The organism is Dryocola clanedunensis, from assembly GCF_038405435.1.
GTDB lineage: Bacteria > Pseudomonadota > Gammaproteobacteria > Enterobacterales > Enterobacteriaceae > Dryocola > Dryocola clanedunensis_A.
Map to the genome: position 1 here is coordinate 617,169 of NZ_JBBYHZ010000002.1, position 25,663 is coordinate 642,831.

Below are 25,663 nucleotides of genomic sequence, written 5' to 3' on the forward strand. Positions count from 1 at the left end.
CATCTGCACGCCTCAGCAGCAATCAACGACAAAACAAAAACCTAAAATGACGGCCCTCTCAGGGAAAAAGTCATGGAGTGAGCTATGTCTGACATTAACAACCCCGGCGGCATCAGCCGCCGAAGCCTGGTGAAGTCAACGGCAATCGGGAGCCTTGCTCTCGCCGCCGGTGGAATTTCACTGCCCTTTGGCCTGAAAGCCGCCGCCGTCGCCGTTAACGGCGCGCTGGAAAATCCCGACGATAAAGTGGTCTGGGGCGCCTGTTCCGTCAACTGCGGAAGCCGCTGTGCCCTGCGTCTGCACGTTCGCGATAACGAAGTTTACTGGGTGGAAACGGACAACACCGGTCACGATGAGTACGGCGATCACCAGGTTCGCGCCTGCCTGCGCGGCCGTTCGATTCGCCGCCGTATTAACCACCCGGAACGCCTGAACTACCCAATGAAGCGCGTCGGCAAACGCGGCGAGGGAAAATTTGAGCGCATCTCCTGGGATGAAGCGCTGGACACCATCACCAAAAGCCTGAAAGAGACGGTGGCGAAATACGGTAACGAAGCGGTCTACCTGAACTACACCTCCGGCGTGGTGGGCGGGAACATTACCCGCTCCTCTCCTTACGCCTCATTACTGACCCGCCTGATGAACTGCTACGGCGGCTTCCTCAGCCACTACGGCACTTACAGCACCGCACAAATTGCCTGCGCCATGCCGTACACCTACGGCAGCAACGACGGCAACAGCACCTCCGATATCGAAAATACTAAGCTGGTCGTGATGTTTGGTAACAACCCCGCGGAAACACGCATGAGCGGCGGCGGCATCACTTATTATCTGGAACAGGCTCGCGAACGTTCTAATGCGCGCATGATCGTTATCGATCCGCGCTATACCGACACCGCCGCAGGCCGAGAAGACGAGTGGATCCCAATCCGTCCGGGCACCGACGCCGCGCTGGTCGCCGGTATCGCCCACGTGCTGATTAACGAAAACCTCGTTGACCAGCCGTTCCTCGATAAATATTGCGTAGGCTACGACGAGAAAACGCTGCCGGAAGGCGCTCCCGCTAACGGCCACTACAAGGCCTATATTCTCGGCGAGGGCGAAGACGGCATTGAAAAATCGCCGCAGTGGGCCTCTGCCGTCACCGGTATTCCGGTGGACCGCATCATCAAGCTTGCCCGCGAAATCGGCAGCGCCAAACCTGCCTGCATCGTGCAGGGATGGGGGCCGCAGCGCCAGGCCAACGGTGAACTGACCGCCCGTGCCATCGCCATGCTGCCAATCCTGACCGGTAACGTGGGTATTAACGGCGGCAACAGCGGCGCACGTGAATCCACCTACAACATCACCATCGAGCGTATGCCGGTGCTGGAAAACCCGGTCAAAACGCAGATCTCCTGCTTCAGCTGGACGGATGCGATTGTTCGCGGCCCGGAGATGACCGCCAAACGCGACGGCGTGCGTGGCAAAGACAAGCTGGACGTGCCCATCAAGTTCATCTGGAACTATGCTGGCAACACCATCATCAACCAGCACGCTGAAATCAACAAAACGCACGATATCCTGCAGGATGAGAGCAAGTGCGAGATGATTGTCGTCATCGAAAACTTCATGACCTCTTCTGCTAAGTACGCGGATATTCTGCTGCCGGACCTGATGACCGTCGAGCAGGAAGACATTATCCCGAACGACTACGCCGGGAACATGGGCTATCTGATCTTCATTCAGCCCGCTACCGCACCGAAGTTCGAGCGCAAGCCTATTTACTGGATCACCAGCGAAGTGGCCCGCCGCCTGGGGCCGGACGTTTACCAGAAGTTCACCGAGGGTCGTACCCAGGAAGAGTGGCTTAAGCACCTTTACGCCAAAATGCTCGCCAAAGATCCGGCGCTGCCTTCTTACGAAGAGCTGCGCACCATGGGCATCTACAAGCGTAAAGATCCGAACGGCCACTTCGTTGCCTATAAGAAATTCCGTGAGGATCCGGCGGCCAACCCGCTGAAAACGCCTTCCGGCAAAATCGAAATCTACTCCGACAGGCTGGCGAAAATTGCTGCCACCTGGGAGCTGCAAAAAGACGAAACCATCAGCCCGCTGCCAGTTTACGCCTCCACCTTTGACGGCTGGGACGCACCGGAGCGCAGCTCTTATCCGCTGCAGATGTTTGGTTTCCACTACAAAGCCCGTACCCACTCCAGCTATGGCAACGTTGACGTGCTCAAGGCCGCCTGCCGCCAGGAAGTGTGGATCAACCCGATTGACGCGCAGAAACGCGGTATCGCCAACGGCGATCTCGTCAGCGTATTCAACGGGCGCGGTGAGATTCGCGTTGAAGCAAAAGTTACCCCTCGCATCATGCCGGGCGTAACCGCAATGGGCCAGGGCGCCTGGCACGACGCCAACATGAACGGCGATCGTATCGATCACGGTTCCTGTATGAACACCCTCACCACGCAACGCCCGTCGCCGCTGGCGAAAGGCAATCCACAACATACCAATCTGGTCGAAATCAAAAAGGCGTGAGGCGTAGCTAATGACAACCCAGTACGGATTTTACATTGACTCAAGTCGCTGCACCGGCTGCAAAACCTGCGAGCTGGCCTGCAAGGACTACAAAAACTTAGGCCCGGACGTCAGCTTCCGCCGCATTTATGAATACGCGGGCGGCAACTGGCAGGAGGACAACGGCGTCTGGCATCAGGACGTGTTCGCCTACTATCTGTCCATCTCCTGTAACCACTGTGCGGATCCGGCCTGTACCAAGGTCTGCCCGAGCGGTGCGATGCACAAGCGTGAAGATGGTTTTGTGGTGGTTAACGAAGAAGTCTGCATCGGCTGTCGCTACTGCCACATGGCCTGCCCGTATGGCGCGCCGCAGTACAACGCCGAGAAAGGCCACATGACCAAGTGCGACGGCTGCTATGACCGTATTGCCGACGGCAAAAAGCCGATCTGCGTCGAGTCCTGCCCGCTGCGCGCGCTGGATATGGCGCCAATCGACGAGCTGCGCAAAAAATATGGCGAGCAGGCTGCCATTGCGCCGCTGCCGTCTGCGCACTTCACCAAACCAAATATCGTCATAAAACCTAACGCCAACGGTCGCCCCAGTGGGGATAAGACCGGTTATCTGGCCAATCCGAAGGAGGTATAAGATGGGCAGTGGATGGCATGAATGGCCGCTGGTGTTATTTACCGTGCTGGGCCAGTGCGTCGTCGGTGGCGTTATCGTGATGGGCATGGCGTGGATGTCCGCCAGCAATAACAGCGAGCTGCAAAACAAGATTGTCCGCTCAATGTTCTTCCTGTGGGTGATTATGGGCGTGGCATTTGTCGCCTCCATCATGCACCTTGGCTCGCCGCTGCGCGCCTTTAACTCCCTTAACCGCGTGGGGCACTCCGCCCTGAGTAATGAAATCGCCAGCGGCTCGGTGTTCTTCGCCGTGGGTGGTTTCTGGTGGCTGGTTGCGGTACTGAAAAAGATGCCCGCTGCGCTGGGTAAGGTCTGGCTGGTGGTGGCAATGCTGCTGGGCCTGGTCTTTGTCTGGATGATGACTCGCGTTTACCAGATTGATACCATGCCGACCTGGTACACTGGCTACACAACGCTGAGCTTCTTTATGACGGTGGTGCTGGGCGGTCCGCTGCTTGGCGCCGTGCTGCTGCGCCTGGTGAACTATCCGCTCGCGGGGACCAAACTCGCCGCGCTTTCCGTGCTGGCGCTGCTGGTAACCGTTGGGGTGATTGTGCTTCAGGGCTTCAGCCTCTCCGGCATCAGCAGCTCCATCCAGCAGGCTTCCGCGCTGCTGCCGGACTATGCTTCGCTGCAGGTCTGGCGAATTGTGCTGCTGGCGCTGGGCCTGGGCTGCTGGATTTGCCCGCTGGCCCGTCGCCTGACGCCTTCCACCGCCACGTTACTGGCCGGTTTTGTGCTGGTGGTAGCCGGTGAGCTTATCGGTCGCGGCCTGTTCTACGGTCTGCATATGACCGTAGGCATGGCGATTGCAGGTTAATTAGTTCAAAATGCGCGGGAAACCCCGCGCAAATTTTTTGCAGGTATTACCAGGAAAAGAAATATGTCATCTCAAGATTCGCAACGACTGGCGGTTATCGCCCTCACGGGCCGCGTGCTCGGCGTGCTGTATCACCAGGCCCCTCAGAGCCGGGATGCGGCTCCGCTTTATGCCTCCCTTGCGAACCCTGACTGGGCCGTCGAATGGCCGGTACAAGTGCCTGAGCTTGCGGATATCGCACAGCGCATGGCGGAAGGCTGCAACTATCAGCAGGAGACGCTGAACGAGGCGTTCCAGCGCCTGTTCATCGGCCCTCACGCACTCCCGGCCGCCCCGTGGGGTTCCGTTTACCTCGACAAAGAGAACGTGCTGTTTGGCGATTCGATGATTGAACTGCGCCGCTGGATGCGCAAGCACGAGATAGGCGTAGAGCTCGATCAAAACGAGCCTGACGACCACATTGGCACCCTGCTGATGATGTGCGCATGGCTTGCAGAGCAGCGCCAGCCGCAGCGCGTGGACGAACTTCTGGCCTGGCACATCCTGCCTTGGGCGGGGCGCTTCCTTGAGCTGTTTATCGAAAAGGCTAACCACCCGTTCTATCAGGGCCTGGGCGAGCTGACCTGCTTAACGCTGGCCAACTGGCGCGAAGGTCTGCTGATCCCCGTCGCCAGCAAAGAGCTGTACCTCTAAGATTCTGAGTAGCGGTGGATGGCGCTGGCGCTTATCCACCCTACAATACTGATGAAACACGGTGGATGACGCTTCGCTTATCCACCCTACAACTCCTCCCGTAGAGTAGGTCGGATAAGCGAAGCGTCATCCGGCACCCCCACAAAAGTTACAACGTCACCTCGCGTTAACATTTTTAAGACAATTCTTTACGAAGCGTAACCAAGCGAGGCGGCAGAAGGCTCCTCAATGATTCATCGCATAAATCATTAGCCACTTAATCATCACCCATGCTGGCATCCTCCCCGCGCCGTTGCTATAGCTTTCAACACCCTGCCGACACAAGGCATAACAACAGGCGCCTCTGGCAAAGCTCCACGGGCTGCTATAACGCGTGCAACAGGGAGACACACTGCAATGCAAAACGCATCCTTCGTAAAACGCACCCTTTTGGGTGCTCTGGCGCTGATTGTGGTGCTCGGGCTGCTGGTCTGGGGCATCGGGCCGGACACCATCCGGGCGCGAAAAGTCGATTTACTGTATCTGGGGCAGCAGCATCTGATCTTAGTCTTCAGCTCTATGGCGCTGGCGCTGCTGGTGGGCATTCCGAGCGGCATCATGCTCAGCCGCCCCGCCGCACGGCGCTGGGCTGAATACGTGATGCAGATCTTCAACGTGGGTAACACCCTGCCGCCGCTGGCCGTTCTGGCGCTGGCGATGGTGATTCTGGGCATCGGCGACAAACCGGCGATTATCGCCCTCTTCCTCGCCTCTTTATTACCCATTGTCCGCAATACCTACGCGGGGTTGTGCGGCGTGCCCGGCTCGCTTATCGAAGCGGCAAACGGCATCGGGATGACCAAATGGCAGCGCCTGCATCAGGTTGAGCTGCCAAACGCCTGGCCGGTCATTCTTTCCGGCATTCGTATTGCGACCGCCATCAACGTGGGTACCGCCCCGCTGGCGTTCCTGATTGGCGCGAGCAGCTACGGCGAGCTTATCTTCCCGGGCATCTATCTGAATGATTTCCCGACGCTGATCCTCGGCGCGGCGGCGACGGCTCTGTTTGCGCTGATCCTGGATATTGCCCTGGCGGGCCTGGGCCGCGTGCTGAGCCCGCACATCGCGAAATAACAACAATAAGGAGCGTTGCATGAATCCCTTAAAACGTCTGGTGACGGCCATTGCCGCCACGACTTTGCTGGCCGGGGCGGCCCACGCCGACCCCATTGTGCTGGCGACAAAGAGCTTTACCGAGCAGCATATTCTTTCGGCCATGACTACCCAGTATCTGCAAAAAAAGGGGTTTCAGGTCACCCCTAAAACCAACATCGCCACGGTAATTTCACGTAACGCGATGATCAACAAGCAGATTGATATGACCTGGGAGTACACCGGGACGTCGCTGATTATCTTTAACCACATCAACAAACGCATGACCCCACAGGAGTCTTACGACACCGTTAAAAAGCTGGATGCAAAGCTGGGCCTCGTGTGGCTTAAACCGGCAAACATGAACAACACCTACGCCTTTGCCATGCAGCGCAAGCGCGCGGAGAAAGAGAATATCAGCACCATGTCGGAGCTGGTTGCCAGAATCGAACATATCCGCCAGACCGATCCGGATAACAACTGGATGCTGGGCCTGGATCTGGAGTTCTCCGGGCGCAGCGACGGTATGAAGCCGCTACAGCAGGCCTATAACATGCCGCTGGACCGACCGCAAATCCGCCAGATGGACCCGGGCCTGGTTTACAACGCGGTGCGCGACGGCTTTGTTGACGCCGGGCTTATCTACACCACGGACGGCCGCGTGAAGGGATTCGACCTCAAGGTGCTGGAGGATGATAAAGGCTTCTTCCCGAGCTACGCCGTCACGCCGGTGGTGCGCAAAGATACGCTGGAGGCTAATCCCGGACTGGAAGAGGCGATGAACACCCTCTCCTCCCAGCTGAATAACGACGTGATCTCCACCCTGAACGCAAAGGTGGATATCGACCATGAAACCCCGCAGCAGGTCGCCCGCGAATTCCTGCAGCAGAAAGGCTTGCTCTAAGGAGGCATCATGGACACGTTACATTACATGATTGATAACGCTGGTTACCTGGGCAGCCTGACGTTGCAGCACCTCTGGCTGGTGCTGATGGCCGTGGGCCTGGCGATAATTATCGGCGTACCGCTGGGCATTCTTATTGTCCGTCACAAGTGGCTGGCAACGCCGGTGCTGGGCATCGCCACCATCGTGCTGACCATCCCGTCCATCGCCCTGTTTGGCCTGATGATCCCGCTGTTTTCGATGGTCGGTCAGGGTATTGGCGTGCTGCCCGCCATCACCGCCGTGTTTCTGTATTCGCTGCTGCCGATTGTGCGCAACACCCACACCGCCCTGGACAGCCTGCCGCCGGGCCTGCGTGAAGCGGGACGTGGCATCGGCATGACCTTCTGGCAGCGTCTGCGCTGGGTTGAAATCCCAATGGCCCTGCCCGTTATTTTCGGCGGTATCCGTACCGCCGTAGTGATGAACATCGGGGTCATGGCCATCGCCGCCGTGATCGGCGCAGGCGGTCTGGGTTTATTACTTCTTAATGGTATCGGCGGCAGCGATATTCGTATGCTGATTGCCGGTGCCGTCATGATTTGTGTTTTAGCCATTGTGCTGGACTGGCTGCTTCATCGCCTGCAGCTGGTACTGACACCGAAGGGGATCCGATAATGATAAAACTAGAAAATCTCACCAAGCAGTTCGTGCAGAAGAACGGTCAGAGTATGAATGCGGTTGATAACGTCAGCCTTAACGTGCCCGAAGGGGAAATGTGCGTGCTGCTTGGCCCTTCCGGCTGCGGCAAAACCACCACGCTAAAGATGATTAACCGTCTGATTGCCCCCACCAGCGGCAATATCCTGATTAACGGGAAAAATACCAACGAGCTGGATACGGTAACGCTGCGTCGCAATATCGGCTACGTGATCCAGCAGATCGGCCTGTTCCCCAACATGACCATTGAAGAGAACATCACGGTCGTGCCGCGCATGCTGGGCTGGGACAAAGCCCGCTGCAAAGAGCGCGCCAGCGAATTAATGAGCATGGTGGCGCTGGATCCGACAAAATTCCTGCATCGCTACCCGCGCGAAATGTCCGGCGGCCAGCAGCAGCGCATCGGCGTGATTCGTGCGCTGGCGGCGGATCCTCCGGTACTGCTGATGGATGAACCGTTCGGCGCGGTCGACCCGATCAACCGCGAAGTGATCCAGAATGAGTTTCTGGACATGCAGCGCCAGCTGAAGAAAACCGTCATGCTGGTAAGCCACGATATTGACGAGGCGCTGAAGCTCGGCGACCGCATCGCGGTATTCCGCCAGGGGAAAATCGTGCAGTGCGCAAGCCCGGACGAGCTGCTGGCGAAACCGGCCAACGAATTTGTCGGCTCGTTTGTCGGCCAGGACCGTACGCTCAAACGTCTGCTGCTGGTTCAGGCGGGCGACGTAACGGACCAGCAGCCGACGATTACCGCCCGCGAATCCACCCCGCTGCCGGAAGCCTTCGGCACGATGGACGATAACGACATGCGTTCGATTACGGTGGTGGACAGCGACGGCAAGCCGCTGGGCTTTGTGAAACGCCGTGAAGCGCGTGGGGCAACCGGCGTCTGCTCGGAAATGCTGCACCCGTTCCGCATCACCGGACGCGCGGAAGATAACCTGCGTATCGTGCTGTCGAAGCTGTACGAGCACAACATGGTGTGGATGCCGATTACGGATGAGGACGGACGCTACAGCGGGGAAATTTCGCAGGATTATATTGCGGACTACCTCAGCTCCGGCAAGACCCGCCGGGCGCTGAATATTTATCAGCCATAAATAAAAACACGGTGGATGGCGCTATCGCCTGTCCACCCTGCGACCGCTTTCGTAGATAGGAAAAGCGCAGCGTCATCCGACAATATCTGCTGGATGATGCCGCGCTCTTCAGGCCTGCGCACTCCTTCTGATTTAATCCCGCTTGCCGCCCGTAATCCCTTCAATTTCATCCGGACGTAAACGAATTTCTGCCGCGCGGCGGTGCGCCTGCATTCCTTCGGTACGGCTCTGGCGAATCGCCGGTTCCGCAATCGCCGCGATACCGTGGTCGTCAATCCACTGGTGCGTGCAGATCTTCACGTATGCGCCTACCCACAGGCCGCCGGTGTAGCGCGCTGCCGCCATCGTTGGCAGCGTGTGGTTGGTGCCGCAGCATTTATCAGAGAACACCACGCTGGCGTTCTGGCCGATAAACAGCGAGCCGTAGTTGCGGATTTTGCCCGCCGTGGCGTGCGGGTCGCGGGTATGCACCTGAAGATGCTCCGTTGCCATATGGTCCGCCCATGCAATCAGCTGCTCTTCGTCGCGGCAAATCACAATCTCCCCCTGACGGCGCCACGCTTCCCCCGCCGTTGCCGCCGTCGGCAGCGTTTTCAGCTGACGTTCGATTTCGCTGAGGGTTTCGCTGGCGATGCGTTCGCAGGTTGTCGCCATCCCCACGCGGGTATGAACGTCGTGCTCCGCCTGCGCCAGCAGGTCGGCGGCTAACATCTGCGGGTTCGCGCTGTCGTCGGCAATCACGTAGATTTCGCTCGGGCCAGCCAGGGCATCAATCCCTACCTTACCGAACACCTGGCGCTTGGCTTCGTTGACGAAGGCGTTGCCCGGCCCGACAACCTTATCCACCACCGGCACGGACTCCGTGCCCCACGCCATGGCGGCAATCGCCTGCGCGCCACCGACTTTAAAGATGCGATGCGCCCCGGCCAGGTGACAAACGGCGATCATCGCCGGATGCGCGCCCGGCGGCAGACAGGCAATAATCTCGTCACAGCCTGCCACCACGGCTGGCACTATGGACATCACCGGCGCCGACAGGATGGGATAGCGCCCGCCCGGCACGTAGCAGCCGACCTTTTCGATAGGGATAATGCGGTGCCCCAGATGCACGCCAGGCAGCGTTTCCACCTCCAGCGGCTTCATGGTTGCCAGCTGCGCCTGGGCAAAACGCTTCACCTGGGCAATGGCGAACTCGCTATCGCTGCGGGTCTGCGGATCGAGGTCTGCTAACGCCGCGTTAATTTCACTTTCAGAAACCTCAAAGCTGTCCGGCACGGTTTTATCAAACTTCGCCGAGAAGTCCCGCAGCGCGGCGTCCCCGTGCGTTTTTACCTGTTCGATAACATCATGAACGGTGTCCGTCAGCGTCCTGTCCGCCTGCGCGTCCTGCCCCTGCGGGCGTTTAAGAAACTGCACGTCTGCTTCACTGATATCGCCCATCTCTTACTCCTCCATTTGACCCAGTTTGATTTGCGCCAGCAGCGCCAGGTGATCGTAGACAACCCACTCATCGACGATTTTGCCGTTGACGATGTGGTAGTGGGACATGCCCATCACGAACAGGCGTTCACCGGTCGGCTTGCCCAGCTCGCCGTAGCCCAGGTGGTGACCTTCCATAATCCAGCGTACCGCAACCTTGGTACCGCCCTCTTCACACGGGTTGGAGCAGACGTGCTGCGGCATCCACGCGCCGTCCGGGATCATGCCAATCAGCGCCAGCGTCTGGTGGATCACCGCAGCCTGGCCGTACAGCTCTTTCATCAGCGGGCCGTGCCACTGAACGTTGGTCGCGTACACATCTTTTATTTTGCCCAGCATGCGGCGGTTGTAGATTTCGTGCAGCCAGCGCAGGCACTGCTCTTCGGTGTCGGTATGGGCGATGGAGACGTCGCACTCCATTTCCGGCGGATACTGGCCTACCATGCGGCGATTCTCGCCGATATCGGTCACGCGGAAGCCTTTATCAAACTGCTCTTTCGCCATGCCGTACGCCACCGCGTCGGTATCCAGGCCAAGCTGGCGCATCATCGCCATGTTGTCGCTGACCACCCACTCGCGGTAAATTTTGTTCTCGTGGATCATGCAGTCCGCTACGGTGCGGGTCACAAAGGTGCGGTTTGTCGGCTTGCCCAGATGGCTGAACTGCGTGTGGCGACCGGTGCCGGTTACCAGGTGCGAAGTGTAGAAACCATCCACGTCGTTGCCGTTCCAGATAACCTGGGTCGCCATACCGCGACGCTCCGGGAAGGCAATCAGGCGCTGCAACGTATCCTGCACGACCTGTTCGCGGTTATACATGGTGCCCAGCGCGTTATATAAAACGCAGTTATGCGTGTAGTGCGAGTAAATTAAACCTACGTCGCGCTCGTCCCATATTTTATGCGTACAGCGCACGATATAATCCACAATATCGGTATAACAGTCGTCAAATCCTCTTAATGACTGCACGCGGGGACGTTTTTCGGGAACTAAATCCACAAAGTCACGTCGCTCAACCTGTAATACAGGCTCGTCACGAGTGGATTTCGTATTTATTTTCTCAGCTACTACCGGCGTTTTATTTGTCGCTTCAGTTGATGACATATAACCTCCTGCGTTCGATGGATGCACTGAGAAATTTCCCGGCGCACTGTATTCGGGATGTAATTACCCCTCACCTGCAAATAGTGACAGCTTGTTTTCAGAATTAAGGCATCAGCAGCCCCTGATAAATAAATTATCATTTTCACGGGCTTTATTTATTCGGGGGAGCTATCCCCCGCGGGCTTAATTAAATATTTGTGACCAGATAGCTAACTCATCAATACCCAGATATTCACGGATAATTAATCCGTCGCGCAGTTCCAGCTGGCTGATGCCGGTGATTGAGATCGGCCGACGCGTCGGCGCGCCGAATCGGCCATAGCCGTCGTGCCAGGTTAACAGCGACCAGCGCAGGGAGAGGCGCACGGGTTCGTTGGCGTCACGGCGGACAATAAGATGGTGCAGCTGCGTTTCGCTGTCGGCAAAAGAAGCCCGGTAGCCCGAGAGAAACGCGCCAATATCCTGCTCGCCGGTGCGCAGCACGTGCGCCGGGCCATGGAAGGTAGCCGCCGGATGATAAAGCCCCGGTACCACGCCGCTGTTGCCCCCGGCCCACATAGAGAGATAGCGTTCAACAAGCCCGGCCAGCGGGCCGTCAACATCGTCGCCTTCCGGGCCACCTGCCCAGCGCGCGTCCATCTCCTCGGCGGAGGTATTCTCCAGCCCCAGCTCCTGACGGGCCGTCGCCAGCTGCAACGCAAAATCTCGCGCGCTGAGGCCAATCTGCGAGACTATCGCCGCGCGATCCTGCAGCAGCCATTCCTGCCGCACTGCGCCATCGGCACATACCCGGTCAGCCCAGGTGCGGACCCAGACCGCTTTACCGCTCGGCTTACCGAAGAAGCCTTCACCCTGGTGCTGAATACAGGCCAGCGTGCGCTGCGCCGCGTAATACTCGAATTCCGGGGTGTGGGTAGTCAGAATATCTTCGGTCAGCACCGTGCGCTGCGGGAAGCTGTGCATGGCCTCAAGCGTCAGGCGCATAAAGCCGGAAAGATCGTTCAGCTGCTTTTCCGGCGTGTGGAAGACCACCGGCGTGGCGTAAAAATCCGCGAGCTGTCCGATGTCCTTCTGCTCCCAGACCACGTGGGTCAGCGTCAGAATAAACTGCTGTATGGAATCAAACTGAGGGCTAAAGCCCGGCAACCTGGTCATTCAACCTCCTGCGGCTGGAACAGAGACAACCCGTCTTTTTCGATTACGCCCGAGCGTGGGCGGCGCGCGGAGTGGCGGACAATCAGCGCCCCCTTGACCACCAGCTGTTCGGGTTCGATGTTTTCACTTTCTATCTGCTTCATCAGCAGCGCCACCGTGGCGCTGACCATCTCGTCCACCGGCTGCGAGGCGGAGGTCAGCGCGTAGGATGGCCAGCCGGACGGGCCGGTATCGTCGTAGCCGATGACCGACAAATCGTCGGGGATCCGCAGGCCGAACTCATAGCGGGCAATATCCATCACGGTTAAGGCCATATGGTCATTGGCCGCAAAGATGGCGTCCGGCGGCTGCGGTGACGAGAAAAGCTCCCGGGCGGCGCGGCTGGTTTGCTGCGCATCGTAGTTACCCTGCACCACCCGGATATCCTCGACGCCTTTCGACCGCAGCGTGCTGACGAACCCGGCCTGGCGCGCAATATTTACCGATGAATCAGCAATGCCCGCGACATAGGCAAAGCGCTGGTGCTCACCGGCCAGTAAAAACTCGGCTATCTGGCGGGCGGCGGCTTCGTTATCCGTGTTGACGCTGGAAACTATGCCGTTCTCATCGTCGCGGTTAAACAGCACCACCGGGATCCCGGCGGCCAGGCACTCTTCCGATAGTTCAATGGATAGCGAAACGGACGCCAGCACGATGCCGTCAACCCGGTACTGCATGATCTGGTCAAAAATTCTGTCCACGTTGCCGTCGCGGTCGCCCACGAACAGCAGCAGGTGGTAGTTCAGCTCATCGAGCTTCTGCGCCAGCGCCTCAAGCACCTGCGGATAAAACTGGTTGTCAAAATAAGACATCACCACGCCGACAATGCGTGAACGAGCGGTGTTCAGCGACCGTGCGATGGCGTTGGGCCGGTAGCCCAGCTCCCGCGCCGCTTTCAGCACTTTTTCACGCGTGGCCGGCGAAATGCTGGCCCCCGGCGTGAACGTGCGGGACACCGCCGATTGTGACACTCCCGCGATCTGCGCCACCTGCTGCGAGGTCACGGGTCCAAAAGTCTTACGTTTCATTGTCGCTGTTCCTTATCAACATTCCCGCCACGATGCATCTCACGTGAAAACAAGGCGTTGCACCAGTGTAACGGACCGCGAGGGGATTGCCAGTACGGCCCTTTTTCCGCTCGCCAGAATGCCTGTTTTTAAGTCTTACACCATCTTTGCATGCGTATGCAACAGGCAATATTATTTTTTTCACATTTACAATCTTACCCTTTACAAATCTGAAACCTTTTCGTAACTTTCATTTTTGAATACGTATGCATGCAGTGCAAAAACGCCGTCAGTTTTTACCGGGGACAGGAGTCTCAGCCAAAAGGATTGAACCGGTTTATGCCGTACTTGATTGGTTATAACCCATTAATTTTAGAGGTTCACCACCATGTTTCGTGCACTATTTAGTCGATCCGAGGTCAGGCTGTTTTTCACCATCAGCGTCCTGTTCTTCATCTGTATCCACAGCATTGACGCCTTTCTGGCACCGATGCTCATCAGCGAAGGCATGCAGCCCGAAGTGGTCGGCATGATCATGGGGGCCAGCGGCCTGGCAACCCTGCTCGTTCGCTTCCCCATCGGCATTCTTTCGGACGTGGTAAAGAGCCGTAAGATATTTATTCAGCTCAGCCTGCTGCTGCCGCTGGTGACCTGGCCCATCGCTTACTTTGAGCCAACCGCCGTTACGCTCTATCTCGCCAAGGCTGCCGACGGTTTCACGGCGGCTACGTGGGTGCTCTATAACATCCTGTTTATTCGCTACTTCGATCGGAAAGACGCGCCTGCTGCCGTTGCCCTGCTGGCGCTTGCCGGGCCGCTGGGCGTCTTTCTGGGGAACTGTATCGGCGGGACGCTTATCCACTTCTTTGATAAAAGCATCGGCTACTTCGTTTCAAGCGTTGCGGCCCTGCTGGCGCTGATACTGACCTTCCGCATTAAGGAGTTTCATGACGCCGCCAGCGCGCCAACCCTCAGGGCCTGCGTTACCAGCGCCAAACGCCAGCTGGGTGACTCCTCCGTGTGGTTTATTGGCCTGCTGGCGACCATTGTAATTCTGGTGCCGTTTGCAACGCGCGATACCCTGACGCCGATATATGCCCAGCAGCTCGGGGCTAAAGCGGGCATTCTGACCCTGCTGAGCAACCTGCACCTTATTTTCTACGCGCTGGCTATCGCCCTGTGCAGCTCGGTGTTCTATAAGCGTTTAGGCCTGGCGAATACCGCCGTGATCGGCATTATGCTGCAGCTCGTCTCGACGCTGGGCGTGCCCTTCACCAGCAATATGTACCTGATCTACCTGCTGCAGTCCGTGGGCGGCTTCTCGTTCGGGATGGCGTTCGCGGTCTTTATGTCCCTGAGCGTGGTTAACACCGTCGAGGACGAGCAGTCCACCCGCATGGGCCTGTTCCAGACCATTTACTCCTGCGGGATGTTTGCCGGGCCGGTATTAATGGGGGTGATGCTGCAGCATATTAATTTATCCTCCGGCTATTTATTCATTTCAGGCCTGTGCCTGCTGGCGGCTGTACTAACCCCGTTAGCGGTTCGTAGCGTAAATCAGCGGCAGAATAAAAAGCCCGACGCCATAGCGGAAACAAATAATCTGGCTCCGGCACAGGATTACGGCAACAAGATTTAATTTCACCACCCTACTTTCAAAAAAGAGTTTTCCTCCCGTTCAGGCGGGTGGGACAGACTCGCAAAATATTCATGGAGAACATCATGGCGCAGTATTTAAAAACCAGTAAATCTTTATCTGAACGTCAGCAGGCAAATAAACAGGTGAGCATCACCGTTGAAAATATCCTCGCCGATATTGAACAGCGCGGGAATGCCGCCATTCGCGAGCTGTCCATTAAGTTTGATAATTACGACCGCCAGGATTATCGCCTGTCGCAGTCGGAAATTAACGCCTGTATTAAACAGCTGAGCCGCCAGGACCTTAAAGATATCGAATTCGCCCAGCAGCAGGTGTTTAACTTCGCCAGCGAGCAGAAAAAATGCCTGCTGGATCTGGAGGTGGAAACGCGTCCCGGCGTGATCCTCGGCCATAAAAATATTCCGATTAACTCGGTCGGCTGCTATGTGCCCGGCGGTAAGTACCCGCTTCTGGCATCGGCCCATATGTCCATCATCACCGCAAACGTCGCGGGCTGTTCGCGCATCATCAGCTGCGCCCCGCCGTTCCACGGCCAGCCCGCTCCGGCGATTGTGGCGGCGCAGGCGATGGCCGGTGCAACCGAGATTTACGCGCTGGGCGGCATTCAGGCGATTGGCGCGATGGCGCTGGGGACAGAAACCCTGCGGCCGGTAGACATGCTGGTCGGGCCGGGCAACGCCTTTGTGGCGGAAGCCAAGCGCCAGCTGTTCGGGCGCGTAGGCATCGACCTGTTCGCCGGGCCGACCGAAACGCTGGTCATCGCCGATGAGACCGTAGACGGGGAAATCTGCGCCACGGACCTGCTGGGCCAGGCCGAACACGGCATCACCACGCCCGCTATTCTGCTGACCAATTCCATGAAGCTTGCCCAGGAGACGCTGCGCGAAGTCGAGCGCCTCCTCACCCGTCTCCCAACCGCTGAAATTGCCAGCCAGGCGTGGCGCGACTACGGCGAGATCATCGTCTGCGAAAGCTACGAAGAGATGCTTCAGGAAGCTGACCGCATTGCCTCGGAGCACGTGCAGGTCATGACCGACCGCGATGACTGGTTCCTGCAAAACATGACCAACTACGGCGCGCTGTTCCTTGGGCCGCGCACCAACGTGGCCTACGGCGATAAGGTCATCGGCACTAATCACACCCTGCCAACGCAAAAAGCAGCGCGCTATACCGGCGGCCTGTGGGTCGGCAAGTTTATGAAAACCTGTACCTTCCAGAAGGTTCTTACCGACGAAGCCTCCACGGAGATTGGCAGCTACTGCTCCCGCCTCTGCCAGCTGGAGGGCTTCTCCGGCCACGCCGAGCAGGCCAATATTCGTGTGCGCCGCTACGGCAACATGGACGTGCCTTACGCGGGATCGGTGCCTCCCGTCGACGTGGCTAAGGCAAGCTGATGAGCCTACCCCGTACGCCTGATTTCCGACTCGATAACCGTCGTGCGCTGGTCACGGGCGGCTCACGCGGTATTGGTTTCGCGGCGGCCGTTGCGCTGGCGCGGGCCGGGGCAGAGGTCTGGATTGTCGCCCGTAATGCAGCACAGCTTCGCGAAGCGACCGATGCCGCCGCGCAGGAAGATCTGCGCCTGCATCCCGTCACGCTGGATATCACCGATACGCATCAGGTCCGTGAGACGCTTGCCGGGCTGCCCGCCTTCGACGTTCTGGTCAACAGCGCGGGCCTGGCGCGGCATCAGCCTTTTCTGGAGGTCAGCGAAGAGGACTACGACGCGGTGATGGCGCTCAACCTGCGGGCGACGTTCTTTCTCAGCCAGCAGGTTGCCCGCCGGATGAAAGAGAGCAGCATTGCCGGATCCGTTATCCATATCTCCTCCCAGATGGGTCACGTCGGCGGCCCGGCGCGCAGCGTTTACTGTGCCTCGAAGTTCGCGCTGGAGGGGCTGACCAAAACCATGGCGCTGGAGCTGGGGGACGCGGGGATCAGGGTGAATACGCTGTGCCCGACGTTTATTGCTACCGAACTTTCCCGCACGAACCTGGCTGACCCGGCGTTCCGCAGCTATGTGCTGGACAATATCAAGCTCGGGCGGCTCGGCACGATCGAAGACGTTATGGGGCCGGTGGTGTTTCTGGCCTCTCCGGCGGCGGCGCTGATCACCGGCTCCGCGCTGATGGTGGACGGAGGCTGGACCGCGACATGATGCAGGATAATCACAACACACCGCTGATTTTGCTGGGCGGCACTCTGTGTAACCACCGCCTGTGGCAGCCGGTCATCGAACGGCTCCGCGTCAGCCATGTCACCAGCATTGTCACCAGCGGCGCAGATTCCGCGCGGGAACTTTCTTCCCGTCTGCTCGTGACTTTGCCACCGCGCTTCTGCGTGGCGGGGTTTTCTCTGGGCGCTATGGTTGCGCTGCAAATGCTGGCCGATGCACCTGAACGCCTCGCAGGGATTGCTCTGCTTTCCGTTAATCCGCTCGCCGATTTGCCCGCAAATGCCGTTGGTCGACGGGCGGCGGTTTGCGAAGCGCAAGCCTTCGGCGTCGGGCGCTGGGTGAGCGAAAAAATGTGGCAGAAGTACGTCGCGCCGGGGCACCAGGACGATGCTGGCATGCGTTCGGTTATAGCGACCATGGCTGACGAGTCCGGCATCGAAACCTTTTCCCGGCAAACAGAAATAGCGATCTCCCGCGCCGACCACCGTGCCGCCCTGGCGGCGTTCAGCAGACCTTCGTTAATCCTCAACGGGGCGTATGACGCCATTTGTACCCCACAACATCACCAGCTCGCCGCCGAAGCGGCTAAAACCGCACGCTGGTTAACCCACTCAGACAGCGGGCACTTTCTGCCGCTGGAAGCCCCTGACTGGGTTGCCACGGCCCTGCGCGTCTGGATCAAGGAGTCACAAGCATGAGAAAAAATTCGCTCAAAGAGGCCTTTCGCCGGCAGCAGCCGGTAATTAACGGCTGGCTGGCCATCCCTTCCGGCTACAGCGCTGAAATCGCCGGTCATCAGGGATACGATGCCGTCACCGTTGATATGCAGCACGGCATGATCGACTTTGCCAGCGCGCTCGCCATGCTGCAGGCCATTTCCGCTACCCCGGCCACACCGCTTGCCAGGGTGAACAGCAACGATCCCGCGCAGATCATGCGCCTGCTGGACGCCGGGGCCTGGGGGATTATCTGCCCGATGGTGTCCACCCCTGAACAGGCGCAGCAGTTTGTTGCCGCCTGCCGCTATCCGCCGCTGGGTAACCGCTCGTTCGGCCCCGCGCGCGCGCTGCTCTACGGTGGTAAAGATTATCCGCAGTATGCCAACGAAGAGATCCTGACGCTGGCGATGATTGAAACCCAGCAGGGGCTGGACAATCTGGACGCGATTCTGGCCACCGACGGGCTGGACGGCGTGTTTATCGGCCCCAACGATCTCTCGCTTACCCTGACCGGCAGCGCCAGCGCCGAATCACAACACCCGAAAATGCTGGCCGCCGTGGAGCTCGTCGTTGCCCGCAGCCGGGCGCATAACAAAGTCGCCGGTATCTTCTGTACCTCCGGCCAGGCCGCCGCAAAGCGTCTGGCAGAAGGCTTTTCTTTTGTTACCCCCGCCAATGACGTCATGCAGCTTGGCCGCGCTTCCCGTGAAGCCGTGGCCTATGCACGCGGTGAAACGCCGTCCGCCAGCGGCTCTTCAGGCTATTAAGGAGAACAACATGCAATACGTAACACTGACTCAGGAAGAGGCGCGTCGCCGTCTCGTGCTTCCGGAAGACCGGGTTTCATGCAGCGTGGCGTTTATCGACTGCAAGCTGCCGGGTTCACATCTCAAGCAGAACTATTCGTTTATCGGGCCGGGCGTCACCCAGTCCGCCTCGCAGGTGGTGAACATTCCTGAAGCCCACGGCTTTAATATTGGCGCGGCCGCCATGCCCAAAGGCGTGACGAATAACCTCCATCTGCACTTCACCGCCGAAGTGTTCCTTATTCATGAAGGGAGCTGGCGCTTCCGCTGGGGGGCGAACGGCGAGCATGAGGCAGAGTTCAGCGCTCCGGCAATTCTGTCGATCCCGACGTGGATTTTCCGCGGTTTTACCAACGTCAGCCCGCAGGACACCAGCGGTATGGTCTTTACCGTGCTCGGCGGCGACAACACGGGCGGGATCATCTGGCACCCGTCGATTCTGGACGCGGCCAGCGAATACGGCCTGTATCTCAGCCGGGATAATATGCTGATCGACGTTGAGACGGGCGCGCCGGTACCGGCGGAAAGCGAGCGGCTACAGCCTCTTGCCCCGGAGCAGATCGCTGCGCTGCGGGATTATTCCGTGGAGGAGATGAGCCGCCGCGCGGTAACGGGTGAGCAGCGTCAGTGGTCCCGCGATGGGCTGCTGGATGCGGTTCTGCCCGGCCACGGCGGTGAAATCGCTCCGGTTATCGGCTTCGGCATCTCCCAGGATCGCAACAGCGCGCCCGCTATCGTTAACCCGCACGGTTTTTCCGTTGAGTGGCTGCGCATTCAGGACGGTTGCCAGGTCGGCCTGCACTGCTGCCCGGAAACGCAGGTGCTGATGGTGTTTAAAGGCAGCCTGGAAGTGACCTATAACCGCCAGGGCGAGGAAGTGTCGATAGTCGCAACCGAAGGTTCGGTGATCTCCGTGCCCGGCGGCAGCTGGCGTCGCTACCGCGCCACCGACGGCGTAATGGAGGCAACCCTGACCACCAAAGGCGACCAGCGCAAACGCCTCTATTGGGACAAAGCCGTTATCGAACGTGCTCGTGAAAATGACCGCTGCCTCGACCCGGACGGCTACGTTGCTGTCGCCAGCATTTTGCCCGCCACCGCCCGTCGCGCGGGGCTGAAAATCGAACAGCCCGTATAATTATCCAGCCAGGGTCCCGAAACGGACCCTTTTTCTTTCCGGAAGCTTTATGGAAAGCAGTTTCTGCCGCACAATATCCCCCTTTTCCCGCTACGCTATTGTTTATGCACCGCTTAAATCACTTCCCCGATATCCATGGCATGCTCAGACGGCTGGTTTTCGCCGTCGGGATCGGCATCGCCTCCGCCGTGGTGGTCTGGCTGTTCCGCCAGTCGATGTATCTGCTTGAAGGGCTTTTTCTGGGCGACCACAGCGGTAGCCTGGTTGCGGCAGCGGCGGCCCTGCCTTCCTGGCGCAGGCTGATTACCCCCGCGATTGGCGGACTGCTGGCCGGTTTGCTGCTCTGGGGCTGGCAGCGTGCGACGCGCCAGCGCCCCAGCGCCCCAACGGACTACATGGAGGCGATTGAAACCGGTGACGGGCGGCTGGACGTGCCCGCAAGCCTGGTAAAATCCGCCGCCTCGCTGCTGGTTGTCGCCAGCGGTAGCGCCATCGGGCGGGAGGGGGCCATGGTTTTGCTGGCGACGGTCTTCGCCTCGGTGTTTGCCCAGCGCTTTACCCGCAGCGATGAATGGAAGCTCTGGGTGGCCTGCGGGGCCGCCGCCGGGATGGCAAGCGCCTACCACGCGCCGCTGGCGGGCAGCCTGTTTATCGCCGAAATTCTTTTTGGCACCCTTATGCTCGCTTCGCTTGGCCCGGTGGTGATCGCCGCCGTGACCGCCCTGCTGGTGACTAACCTGCTCAGCGGCGGGCAGACGCTGCTCTATACCGTCAAAATTCTCAGCGCCCCGGTCCCTCTTCAGTATGGTTTGATGGGCATACTTGGCGTGCTGGCAGGCGTTGCCGGTCCCCTGTTCCTGTGGATGATGGCAACAAGCGGCGAGCTGTTCCGTCGCCTGCACCTGACGCCGCCGTTACAGCTGGCGCTCGGCGGGCTGATTGTCGGCCTGCTTTCGCTTATCACCCCGCTGGTGTGGGGGAACGGCTATAGCGTGGTGCAGTCGTTTCTTTCACGGCCGCCGGCCCTGCTGTTCGTCGCGGCTATTTTGCTCTGTAAGCTGGCGGCGGTGCTGGCAAGCAGCGGTTCGGGGGCTCCCGGAGGGGTATTTACGCCAACCCTGTTCGTGGGCGCGGCGCTGGGGATGCTGTTCGGGCAGTTCTGCGGCGTGTGGCCCGCAAGCGGGGAGTCGGTAGCGATTCTGATGGCGTTAACCGGCATGGCAACGCTGCTGGCGGCAACGACGCATGCGCCGATTATGGCAACGCTGATGGTTTGTGAAATGACCGGGGAGTTTTCGCTGCTCCCCGGCCTGCTGGTGTCCTGCGTGGTGGCATCCGCGCTGTCGCGCTGGCTATGCCCCCACTCGGTCTACCGTCAGGGCGCTGCCGAGCACGGATAAATCGATATACTGCGCCAGCTCGCGCTGTTCGGCGCGCGGCAGATAAGGCAGTTCGCCCATCAGCGGCCCCGGCAGCTTTTTGCTCAGCACGTCGATGATTTCAGCGTAGTGCGCGAGGCCGGGGTTAATACGGTTCGCCACCCAGCCCACCAGCGGCAGGCCGTCGTTGGCGATGGCCTGGGCGGTCAGCAGCGCGTGGTTGATGCAGCCCTCCTGAATTCCCACCACCATCAGCACCGGCAGCTGTTCCTGAACAACCCACTCCGACAGCGGACGAAGATCGTTCATCAGGCTGCGCCAGCCGCCTGTTCCCTCAATAACCACGTGATCCGCCATACGGCTGAGGTTTTGCAGGCCATCCGACAGCAAAGTGTAGTTAATCGGGCAGCTGTGGCTGACGCTGCTCTCCTCTTCGCTTAGCGCGATGGGGTTGATGGCGCCGTAGGGCAACTCCAGAGTAGAAACGCTCTGCAAAACCAGCGCGTCTTTGTTACGCAGTCCTTCCGGCGTCTCTTTGCTCCCTTTGGCTACCGGCTTGTAGCCGACAACACTTTTGCCACTGGTTGCCAGCGCCTGCAACAGCGCGCGTGACACCACCGTCTTGCCGACTGCGGTATCGGTACCTGTGATAAAGAAACGCTTAAGCATGATGACTCCCGAGGGTAATACGCAAAAAACTTTATTAAAAAATGAATAGTTCAGTGCCGGAAGTCTAAAAGATGCGGGAAAGGGGCGGTTTGAGATAGCGCAATATTTATTGCATCAATGAAAATGATTATCCCTGCAGCAGGCGGATCAGTAACGAACCGTTATACATTGCGTCTTTGACCAGCGCTGCTCCGGCCATGGTGCCACGGTGGTTGTACTGGGTGCTTTCCACGACCATATGCTGGCTGTATGCGGGCAGCGACTGCTGACGGATACAGCTGGTGATTGCGGGATGCAAAATTTCGGCCGCGCGGTTAAGGGGGGAACCAATAAGTATCACTTGAGGATTAAATAAATTAACCATAATGGCCAGGATGCGGCCGACGTTGATCCCCACGCCCAGAATAATATCTTTCGCCAATAGATCGCCCTGTAAGGCGGCATCGCAAAGCGATTCGACGGTCAGCGGCTGGCCGTGCAGCATTGAGCCCATCGACTGGTTCATGCGCTGCTGGGCAAGCTCGAGGATGCTTTCAATGCTGGCAATCGTCTCGAGGCAGCCGTGGTTTCCGCAGTAGCAGCGCTTGCCGTACGGGTCGACCTGCGTGTGGCCAATTTCGACCAGGCTGCTGCTTCCCGCGTGCAGCAAACGCCCGTCGGTGATGACGCCTGCCCCAACGTTATGATCGATAACAACCTGAATCACGTCGCGGGCGCCGCGTGACGCGCCAAACAGCCCCTCCGCCATCGTCCACGCGCTGATATCGTGCTGGATAAACACAGGTACGCCGGTGTGGTTCTCCAGCTCTTCTCCCAGCGGCATATCACAGACGTCATAAAACGGCATCCGGTGGACGATGCCTTTTACCGTGTCGATGATGCCAGGCAGCGTAATGGCGATAGCGGTTAAGCGTTCGAGCCTGTGCTGATGGCGGATGAAAAACTGGTCGACCTGGCTAATAACGCGGGAAAGCAGCGGATTCGGGTCATCCAACGGCAGAGAAACGGTATCCTCAACGATAAGCTGGCTGCTGAGATCGTGCAGGCCAAGGGAGATTTCGCCGCGGTTAATGCGCACGGACAGATAGTGCCAGGCTTCGGTTTCCACCATTAAGCCCACCGCCGGGCGGCCCCGGCTGCCGGGGTCCTGAATTTCAGTCTCCTGCACCAGGTGGGCTTCGAGCATTTCACGGACTATTTTCGTAATGCTGGCCGGGGCCAGCTGCGCCAGACGGGAGAGATCGATGCGCGATACGGGGCCGTGCCGATCGATGAGGCGGTAAACCACCCCCGCATTCGTCTGCTTAATCTGATCGATGTGCCCCGGCTGGCTGTCAGCAACCACGTAATGCTCCCTTTATTTTCGCGCTTCGAAATAAACTTTGGGCTATGGTGAAACACTTCAAGCAGAGGAGTCAAATATTTACGTAGGGTTGTGATTTGCCGCACATATTTGAGCTTATTATGGCGCAGAATTTCCTATATTTGCCTCGGTCAGCAGGGCGCTGATGCGAACGGCGGCGGCGCTAAGCTCGCGATGTTTTGGCCAGACCAGCCACATTTCCGACTGCGCTTCCGGCTCGCGGATGGGCAACCAGACGACGTCGCTAAGGCGCACGCGTTTAAAGGAGGCGGGCAGAATCGACACGCCCAGCCCGGCGGAGACCAGCCCGATAATCGTCATCGCCTCGCCCACTTCCTGGGTGATGTAGGGGGTGATTTCGTTACGGTGTAACAAACCGATGATGTCGTCGTACAGCCCCGTCCCGACGTGGGCGTCAAAAAAGACGAACGGCTCCTGGGCCAGATCCTGCAATGAGATAGCGGCCGATGCCGCAAGCGGGTGGTCCCGGTGCACCATTGCCAGCAGCGGCTCACGCAGCACCAGCTTCCAGTCCAGCGTATCCGGCAGGCGCGTGTTGCGCATCAGCCCCAGCTCCAGCTCGCCGTCGTTGAGCGGCGCTATTTGCTGACGGGTGTTGATTTCGCGCATCTGAATATGCACGTCCGGGTAGCGCCTGCGGAAGGTCGACAGGCTATCCGATACGCCCTTAATAAACGGCGCTGAAGAGGTGAAGCCAATGCGCAGCTCCCCCGTCTCGCCGCTGTGCAGGCGCCCGGCGCGAACCGCCGCCGCCTCCACCTGGCTCAAAATCTGCCTGGCATCGCTCAGATACTGGCTCCCCGCCGCCGTCAGGCTCACGCTGCGGTTGGTGCGCGCCAGAAGCCTTGCGCCTATCTGCTGCTCAAGGATCTGAATCTGCTGGCTTAGCGGGGGCTGCGAGATGCGCAGGCGCGCGGCGGCCCGGCCAAAATGCAGCTCTTCCGCCACCGCCACGAAGTAACGCAGGTGTCTTAATTCGATAGTCATATCTGATACGTATCAATTGAGATTATTAATATATTAGACAGAACATTTACATTTTTCTACTCTCAGTGGACAGACCGCAAAGCGCAGTAAGGATTGATTTTGAGCCGTACATCTACCGTCAGCACCGCCCCCTCTGAGGACGTTGACGAACGCATTTCAGCCAGCTCCCCTCTTTATATTAAGCGCGGCACGCCGCAGTTTATGCGCGTAACCCTGGCGCTGTTTTCAGCCGGGCTTGCCACTTTTGCCCTGCTGTACTGCGTGCAGCCGATCCTGCCCGTCCTGTCGCAGGAGTTTGGCGTTACGCCTGCCAGCAGCAGTATCTCCCTCTCCATTTCTACCGGCATGCTGGCCATCGGCCTGCTGTTTACCGGCCCGCTGTCCGACGCCATCGGCCGCAAACCGGTGATGGTCACCGCCCTGCTGCTGGCCTCCTGCTGCACATTGCTGTCGACCATGATGACCAGCTGGCACGGCATCCTGATAATGCGGGCGCTGATTGGCCTGTCGCTCAGCGGCGTGGCGGCGGTGGGCATGACATATCTCAGCGAAGAGATCCACCCGAGCGTGGTGGCTTTCTCTATGGGGCTGTATATCAGCGGCAACTCTATCGGCGGCATGAGCGGACGCCTGCTGAGCGGCGTGATAACGGACTTCTTTAGCTGGCGCATTGCCGTCGCCGCGATCGGCTTTTTTGCCCTGGCTTCGGCGCTGATGTTCTGGAAAATCCTCCCGGAATCACGGCACTTCCGCCCTTCCTCTCTGCGACCGAAAACGCTGTTTATCAATTTCCGTCTGCACTGGCGCGACCAGGGGCTGCCGCTGCTGTTTGCCGAAGGCTTCCTGCTGATGGGCGCGTTCGTCACGCTCTTTAACTATATCGGCTACCGGCTGATGGAAGCGCCCTGGTTCCTGAGCCAGGCCGTGGTGGGCCTGCTGTCCGTGGCCTATCTGACCGGAACATGGAGCTCACCGAAAGCGGGCGCTATGACGGCGAAATTTGGGCGTGGCCCGGTAATGATTTTCTCGACCGGCATCATGCTGCTGGGGCTTATCCTCACAGTGTTCTCTCCGCTGGTGGTGATATTCGGCGGTATGCTGCTGTTCTCCGCAGGCTTTTTTGCTGCCCACTCGGTCGCCAGCGGCTGGATTGGGCCGCGCGCGAAACGTGCCAAAGGCCAGGCCTCCTCCCTTTACCTGTTCAGCTACTATCTGGGATCCAGCATCGCCGGTACGCTCGGCGGGGTGTTCTGGCATAAGTTCGGCTGGAACGGCGTGGCGGGCTTTATCGGCGCGCTGCTGGTGATTGCCCTGCTAACCGGTTGCCGTTTACACCACCGCGCACAGTAAACACCGTCGGGCCTCGTGTTTTTCAACGCTTTTTGCTATTTTTTGCAGCGTCGATAACACTCGCGAGGCCC

At 58.9% G+C, this 25,663-nt stretch carries 23 protein-coding genes; 16 read left to right on the top strand and 7 right to left on the bottom strand.

Going from position 1 to position 25,663, the window contains the following annotated elements; all coding sequences use genetic code 11:
- Window positions 1-84: 84 nt before the first annotated feature.
- The 8 genes from ynfE to osmV all read left to right on the top strand — a co-directional run bounded on the left by ynfE (window position 85) and on the right by osmV (window position 8,540).
- The gene (gene ynfE, locus AAE045_RS06870; protein ID WP_455547062.1) at window positions 85-2,523 is read left to right on the top strand and encodes a selenate/tellurate reductase subunit YnfE; all 2,439 of its coding nucleotides are present in this window, start codon (window positions 85-87) and stop codon (window positions 2,521-2,523) included.
- 10 nt (window positions 2,524-2,533) lie between these two features.
- Window positions 2,534-3,151 (top strand): DMSO/selenate family reductase complex B subunit, encoded by a 618-nt coding sequence (locus AAE045_RS06875; RefSeq protein ID WP_455547063.1) that lies wholly within the window; start codon window positions 2,534-2,536, stop codon window positions 3,149-3,151.
- Between the two features lies 1 nt (window position 3,152).
- Window positions 3,153-4,010 carry a dimethyl sulfoxide reductase anchor subunit family protein gene (locus AAE045_RS06880; protein ID WP_455547064.1) on the top strand — a complete coding sequence of 286 codons (858 nt, stop codon included), beginning with the start codon at window positions 3,153-3,155 and terminating at the stop codon, window positions 4,008-4,010.
- A gap of 63 nt (window positions 4,011-4,073) precedes the next feature.
- Entirely contained in the window at window positions 4,074-4,703 is a 630-nt protein-coding gene (gene dmsD, locus AAE045_RS06885) for a Tat proofreading chaperone DmsD (protein WP_455547065.1), read from the top strand.
- A gap of 396 nt (window positions 4,704-5,099) precedes the next feature.
- Window positions 5,100-5,816 carry an osmoprotectant ABC transporter permease OsmY gene (gene osmY / locus AAE045_RS06890; protein ID WP_455547066.1) on the top strand — a complete coding sequence of 239 codons (717 nt, stop codon included), beginning with the start codon at window positions 5,100-5,102 and terminating at the stop codon, window positions 5,814-5,816.
- A 19-nt stretch (window positions 5,817-5,835) separates the two neighbouring features.
- Entirely contained in the window at window positions 5,836-6,738 is a 903-nt protein-coding gene (gene osmX, locus AAE045_RS06895; protein WP_455547067.1) for an osmoprotectant ABC transporter substrate-binding protein OsmX, read from the top strand.
- 9 nt (window positions 6,739-6,747) lie between these two features.
- Window positions 6,748-7,395 carry an ABC transporter permease gene (gene osmW / locus AAE045_RS06900; protein WP_455428048.1) on the top strand — a complete coding sequence of 216 codons (648 nt, stop codon included), beginning with the start codon at window positions 6,748-6,750 and terminating at the stop codon, window positions 7,393-7,395.
- Entirely contained in the window at window positions 7,395-8,540 is a 1,146-nt protein-coding gene (gene osmV, locus AAE045_RS06905; RefSeq protein WP_455547068.1) for an osmoprotectant ABC transporter ATP-binding protein OsmV, read from the top strand. The genes osmW and osmV overlap by 1 nt, the downstream gene beginning before the upstream one ends.
- Window positions 8,541-8,672: 132 nt before the next feature.
- On the opposite strand, the gene hisD (AAE045_RS06910) is transcribed toward osmV, so the two are convergent.
- The 4 genes from hisD (AAE045_RS06910) to AAE045_RS06925 form a co-directional block, all read right to left on the bottom strand.
- Window positions 8,673-9,980, bottom strand: a complete 1,308-nt coding sequence (gene hisD / locus AAE045_RS06910) for a histidinol dehydrogenase (RefSeq protein ID WP_455547069.1) — start codon at window positions 9,978-9,980, stop codon at window positions 8,673-8,675.
- 3 nt (window positions 9,981-9,983) lie between these two features.
- Window positions 9,984-11,123 (bottom strand): ester cyclase, encoded by a 1,140-nt coding sequence (locus AAE045_RS06915; RefSeq protein WP_455547070.1) that lies wholly within the window; start codon window positions 11,121-11,123, stop codon window positions 9,984-9,986.
- A 183-nt stretch (window positions 11,124-11,306) separates the two neighbouring features.
- Window positions 11,307-12,278, bottom strand: a complete 972-nt coding sequence (locus AAE045_RS06920; protein ID WP_455428044.1) for a nuclear transport factor 2 family protein — start codon at window positions 12,276-12,278, stop codon at window positions 11,307-11,309.
- Window positions 12,275-13,345, bottom strand: coding sequence for a LacI family DNA-binding transcriptional regulator (locus AAE045_RS06925; protein WP_202303644.1), 1,071 nt, complete (start codon window positions 13,343-13,345; stop codon window positions 12,275-12,277). Before AAE045_RS06925 ends, AAE045_RS06920 begins: the two co-directional genes overlap by 4 nt.
- 367 nt (window positions 13,346-13,712) lie before the next feature.
- Between AAE045_RS06925 and AAE045_RS06930 the strand changes: the two genes are divergently transcribed.
- The 7 genes from AAE045_RS06930 to clcB all read left to right on the top strand — a co-directional run bounded on the left by AAE045_RS06930 (window position 13,713) and on the right by clcB (window position 21,223).
- The gene (locus AAE045_RS06930) at window positions 13,713-14,963 is read left to right on the top strand and encodes an MFS transporter (protein WP_455547071.1); all 1,251 of its coding nucleotides are present in this window, start codon (window positions 13,713-13,715) and stop codon (window positions 14,961-14,963) included.
- 83 nt (window positions 14,964-15,046) lie between these two features.
- The gene (hisD, locus tag AAE045_RS06935; RefSeq protein WP_455547072.1) at window positions 15,047-16,378 is read left to right on the top strand and encodes a histidinol dehydrogenase; all 1,332 of its coding nucleotides are present in this window, start codon (window positions 15,047-15,049) and stop codon (window positions 16,376-16,378) included.
- Window positions 16,378-17,142, top strand: a complete 765-nt coding sequence (locus tag AAE045_RS06940; protein ID WP_455547073.1) for an SDR family NAD(P)-dependent oxidoreductase — start codon at window positions 16,378-16,380, stop codon at window positions 17,140-17,142. Before hisD (AAE045_RS06935) ends, AAE045_RS06940 begins: the two co-directional genes overlap by 1 nt.
- A complete protein-coding gene (locus AAE045_RS06945; RefSeq protein ID WP_455547074.1) occupies window positions 17,139-17,858 on the top strand; it encodes an alpha/beta fold hydrolase in 720 nt (239 codons plus the stop codon). Before AAE045_RS06940 ends, AAE045_RS06945 begins: the two co-directional genes overlap by 4 nt.
- Entirely contained in the window at window positions 17,855-18,646 is a 792-nt protein-coding gene (locus tag AAE045_RS06950; protein WP_455547075.1) for an HpcH/HpaI aldolase family protein, read from the top strand. The genes AAE045_RS06945 and AAE045_RS06950 overlap by 4 nt, the downstream gene beginning before the upstream one ends.
- A gap of 10 nt (window positions 18,647-18,656) precedes the next feature.
- On the top strand, window positions 18,657-19,823 hold the full coding sequence (locus AAE045_RS06955; RefSeq protein WP_455547076.1) for a cupin: 1,167 nt from the start codon (window positions 18,657-18,659) through the stop codon (window positions 19,821-19,823).
- Between the two features lie 104 nt (window positions 19,824-19,927).
- Window positions 19,928-21,223 carry a voltage-gated ClC-type chloride channel ClcB gene (clcB, locus tag AAE045_RS06960; protein WP_455547077.1) on the top strand — a complete coding sequence of 432 codons (1,296 nt, stop codon included), beginning with the start codon at window positions 19,928-19,930 and terminating at the stop codon, window positions 21,221-21,223.
- Here clcB and bioD read toward each other — a convergent pair.
- From bioD to AAE045_RS06975, 3 genes are all read right to left on the bottom strand, one after another.
- On the bottom strand, window positions 21,176-21,871 hold the full coding sequence (gene bioD / locus AAE045_RS06965) for a dethiobiotin synthase (RefSeq protein WP_455547078.1): 696 nt from the start codon (window positions 21,869-21,871) through the stop codon (window positions 21,176-21,178). The genes clcB and bioD overlap by 48 nt on opposite strands.
- Window positions 21,872-21,998: 127 nt before the next feature.
- Entirely contained in the window at window positions 21,999-23,216 is a 1,218-nt protein-coding gene (gene mlc / locus AAE045_RS06970) for a sugar metabolism global transcriptional regulator Mlc (RefSeq protein WP_455547079.1), read from the bottom strand.
- Between the two features lie 117 nt (window positions 23,217-23,333).
- Window positions 23,334-24,242 carry a LysR family transcriptional regulator gene (locus AAE045_RS06975; protein ID WP_455547080.1) on the bottom strand — a complete coding sequence of 303 codons (909 nt, stop codon included), beginning with the start codon at window positions 24,240-24,242 and terminating at the stop codon, window positions 23,334-23,336.
- 99 nt (window positions 24,243-24,341) lie between these two features.
- Here AAE045_RS06975 and AAE045_RS06980 point away from each other — a divergent pair, with 99 nt between their 5' ends.
- Window positions 24,342-25,592: an MFS transporter gene (locus AAE045_RS06980; RefSeq protein ID WP_455547081.1), complete on the top strand. Its 1,251-nt coding sequence runs from the start codon at window positions 24,342-24,344 to the stop codon at window positions 25,590-25,592.
- Window positions 25,593-25,663: the final 71 nt, after the last annotated feature.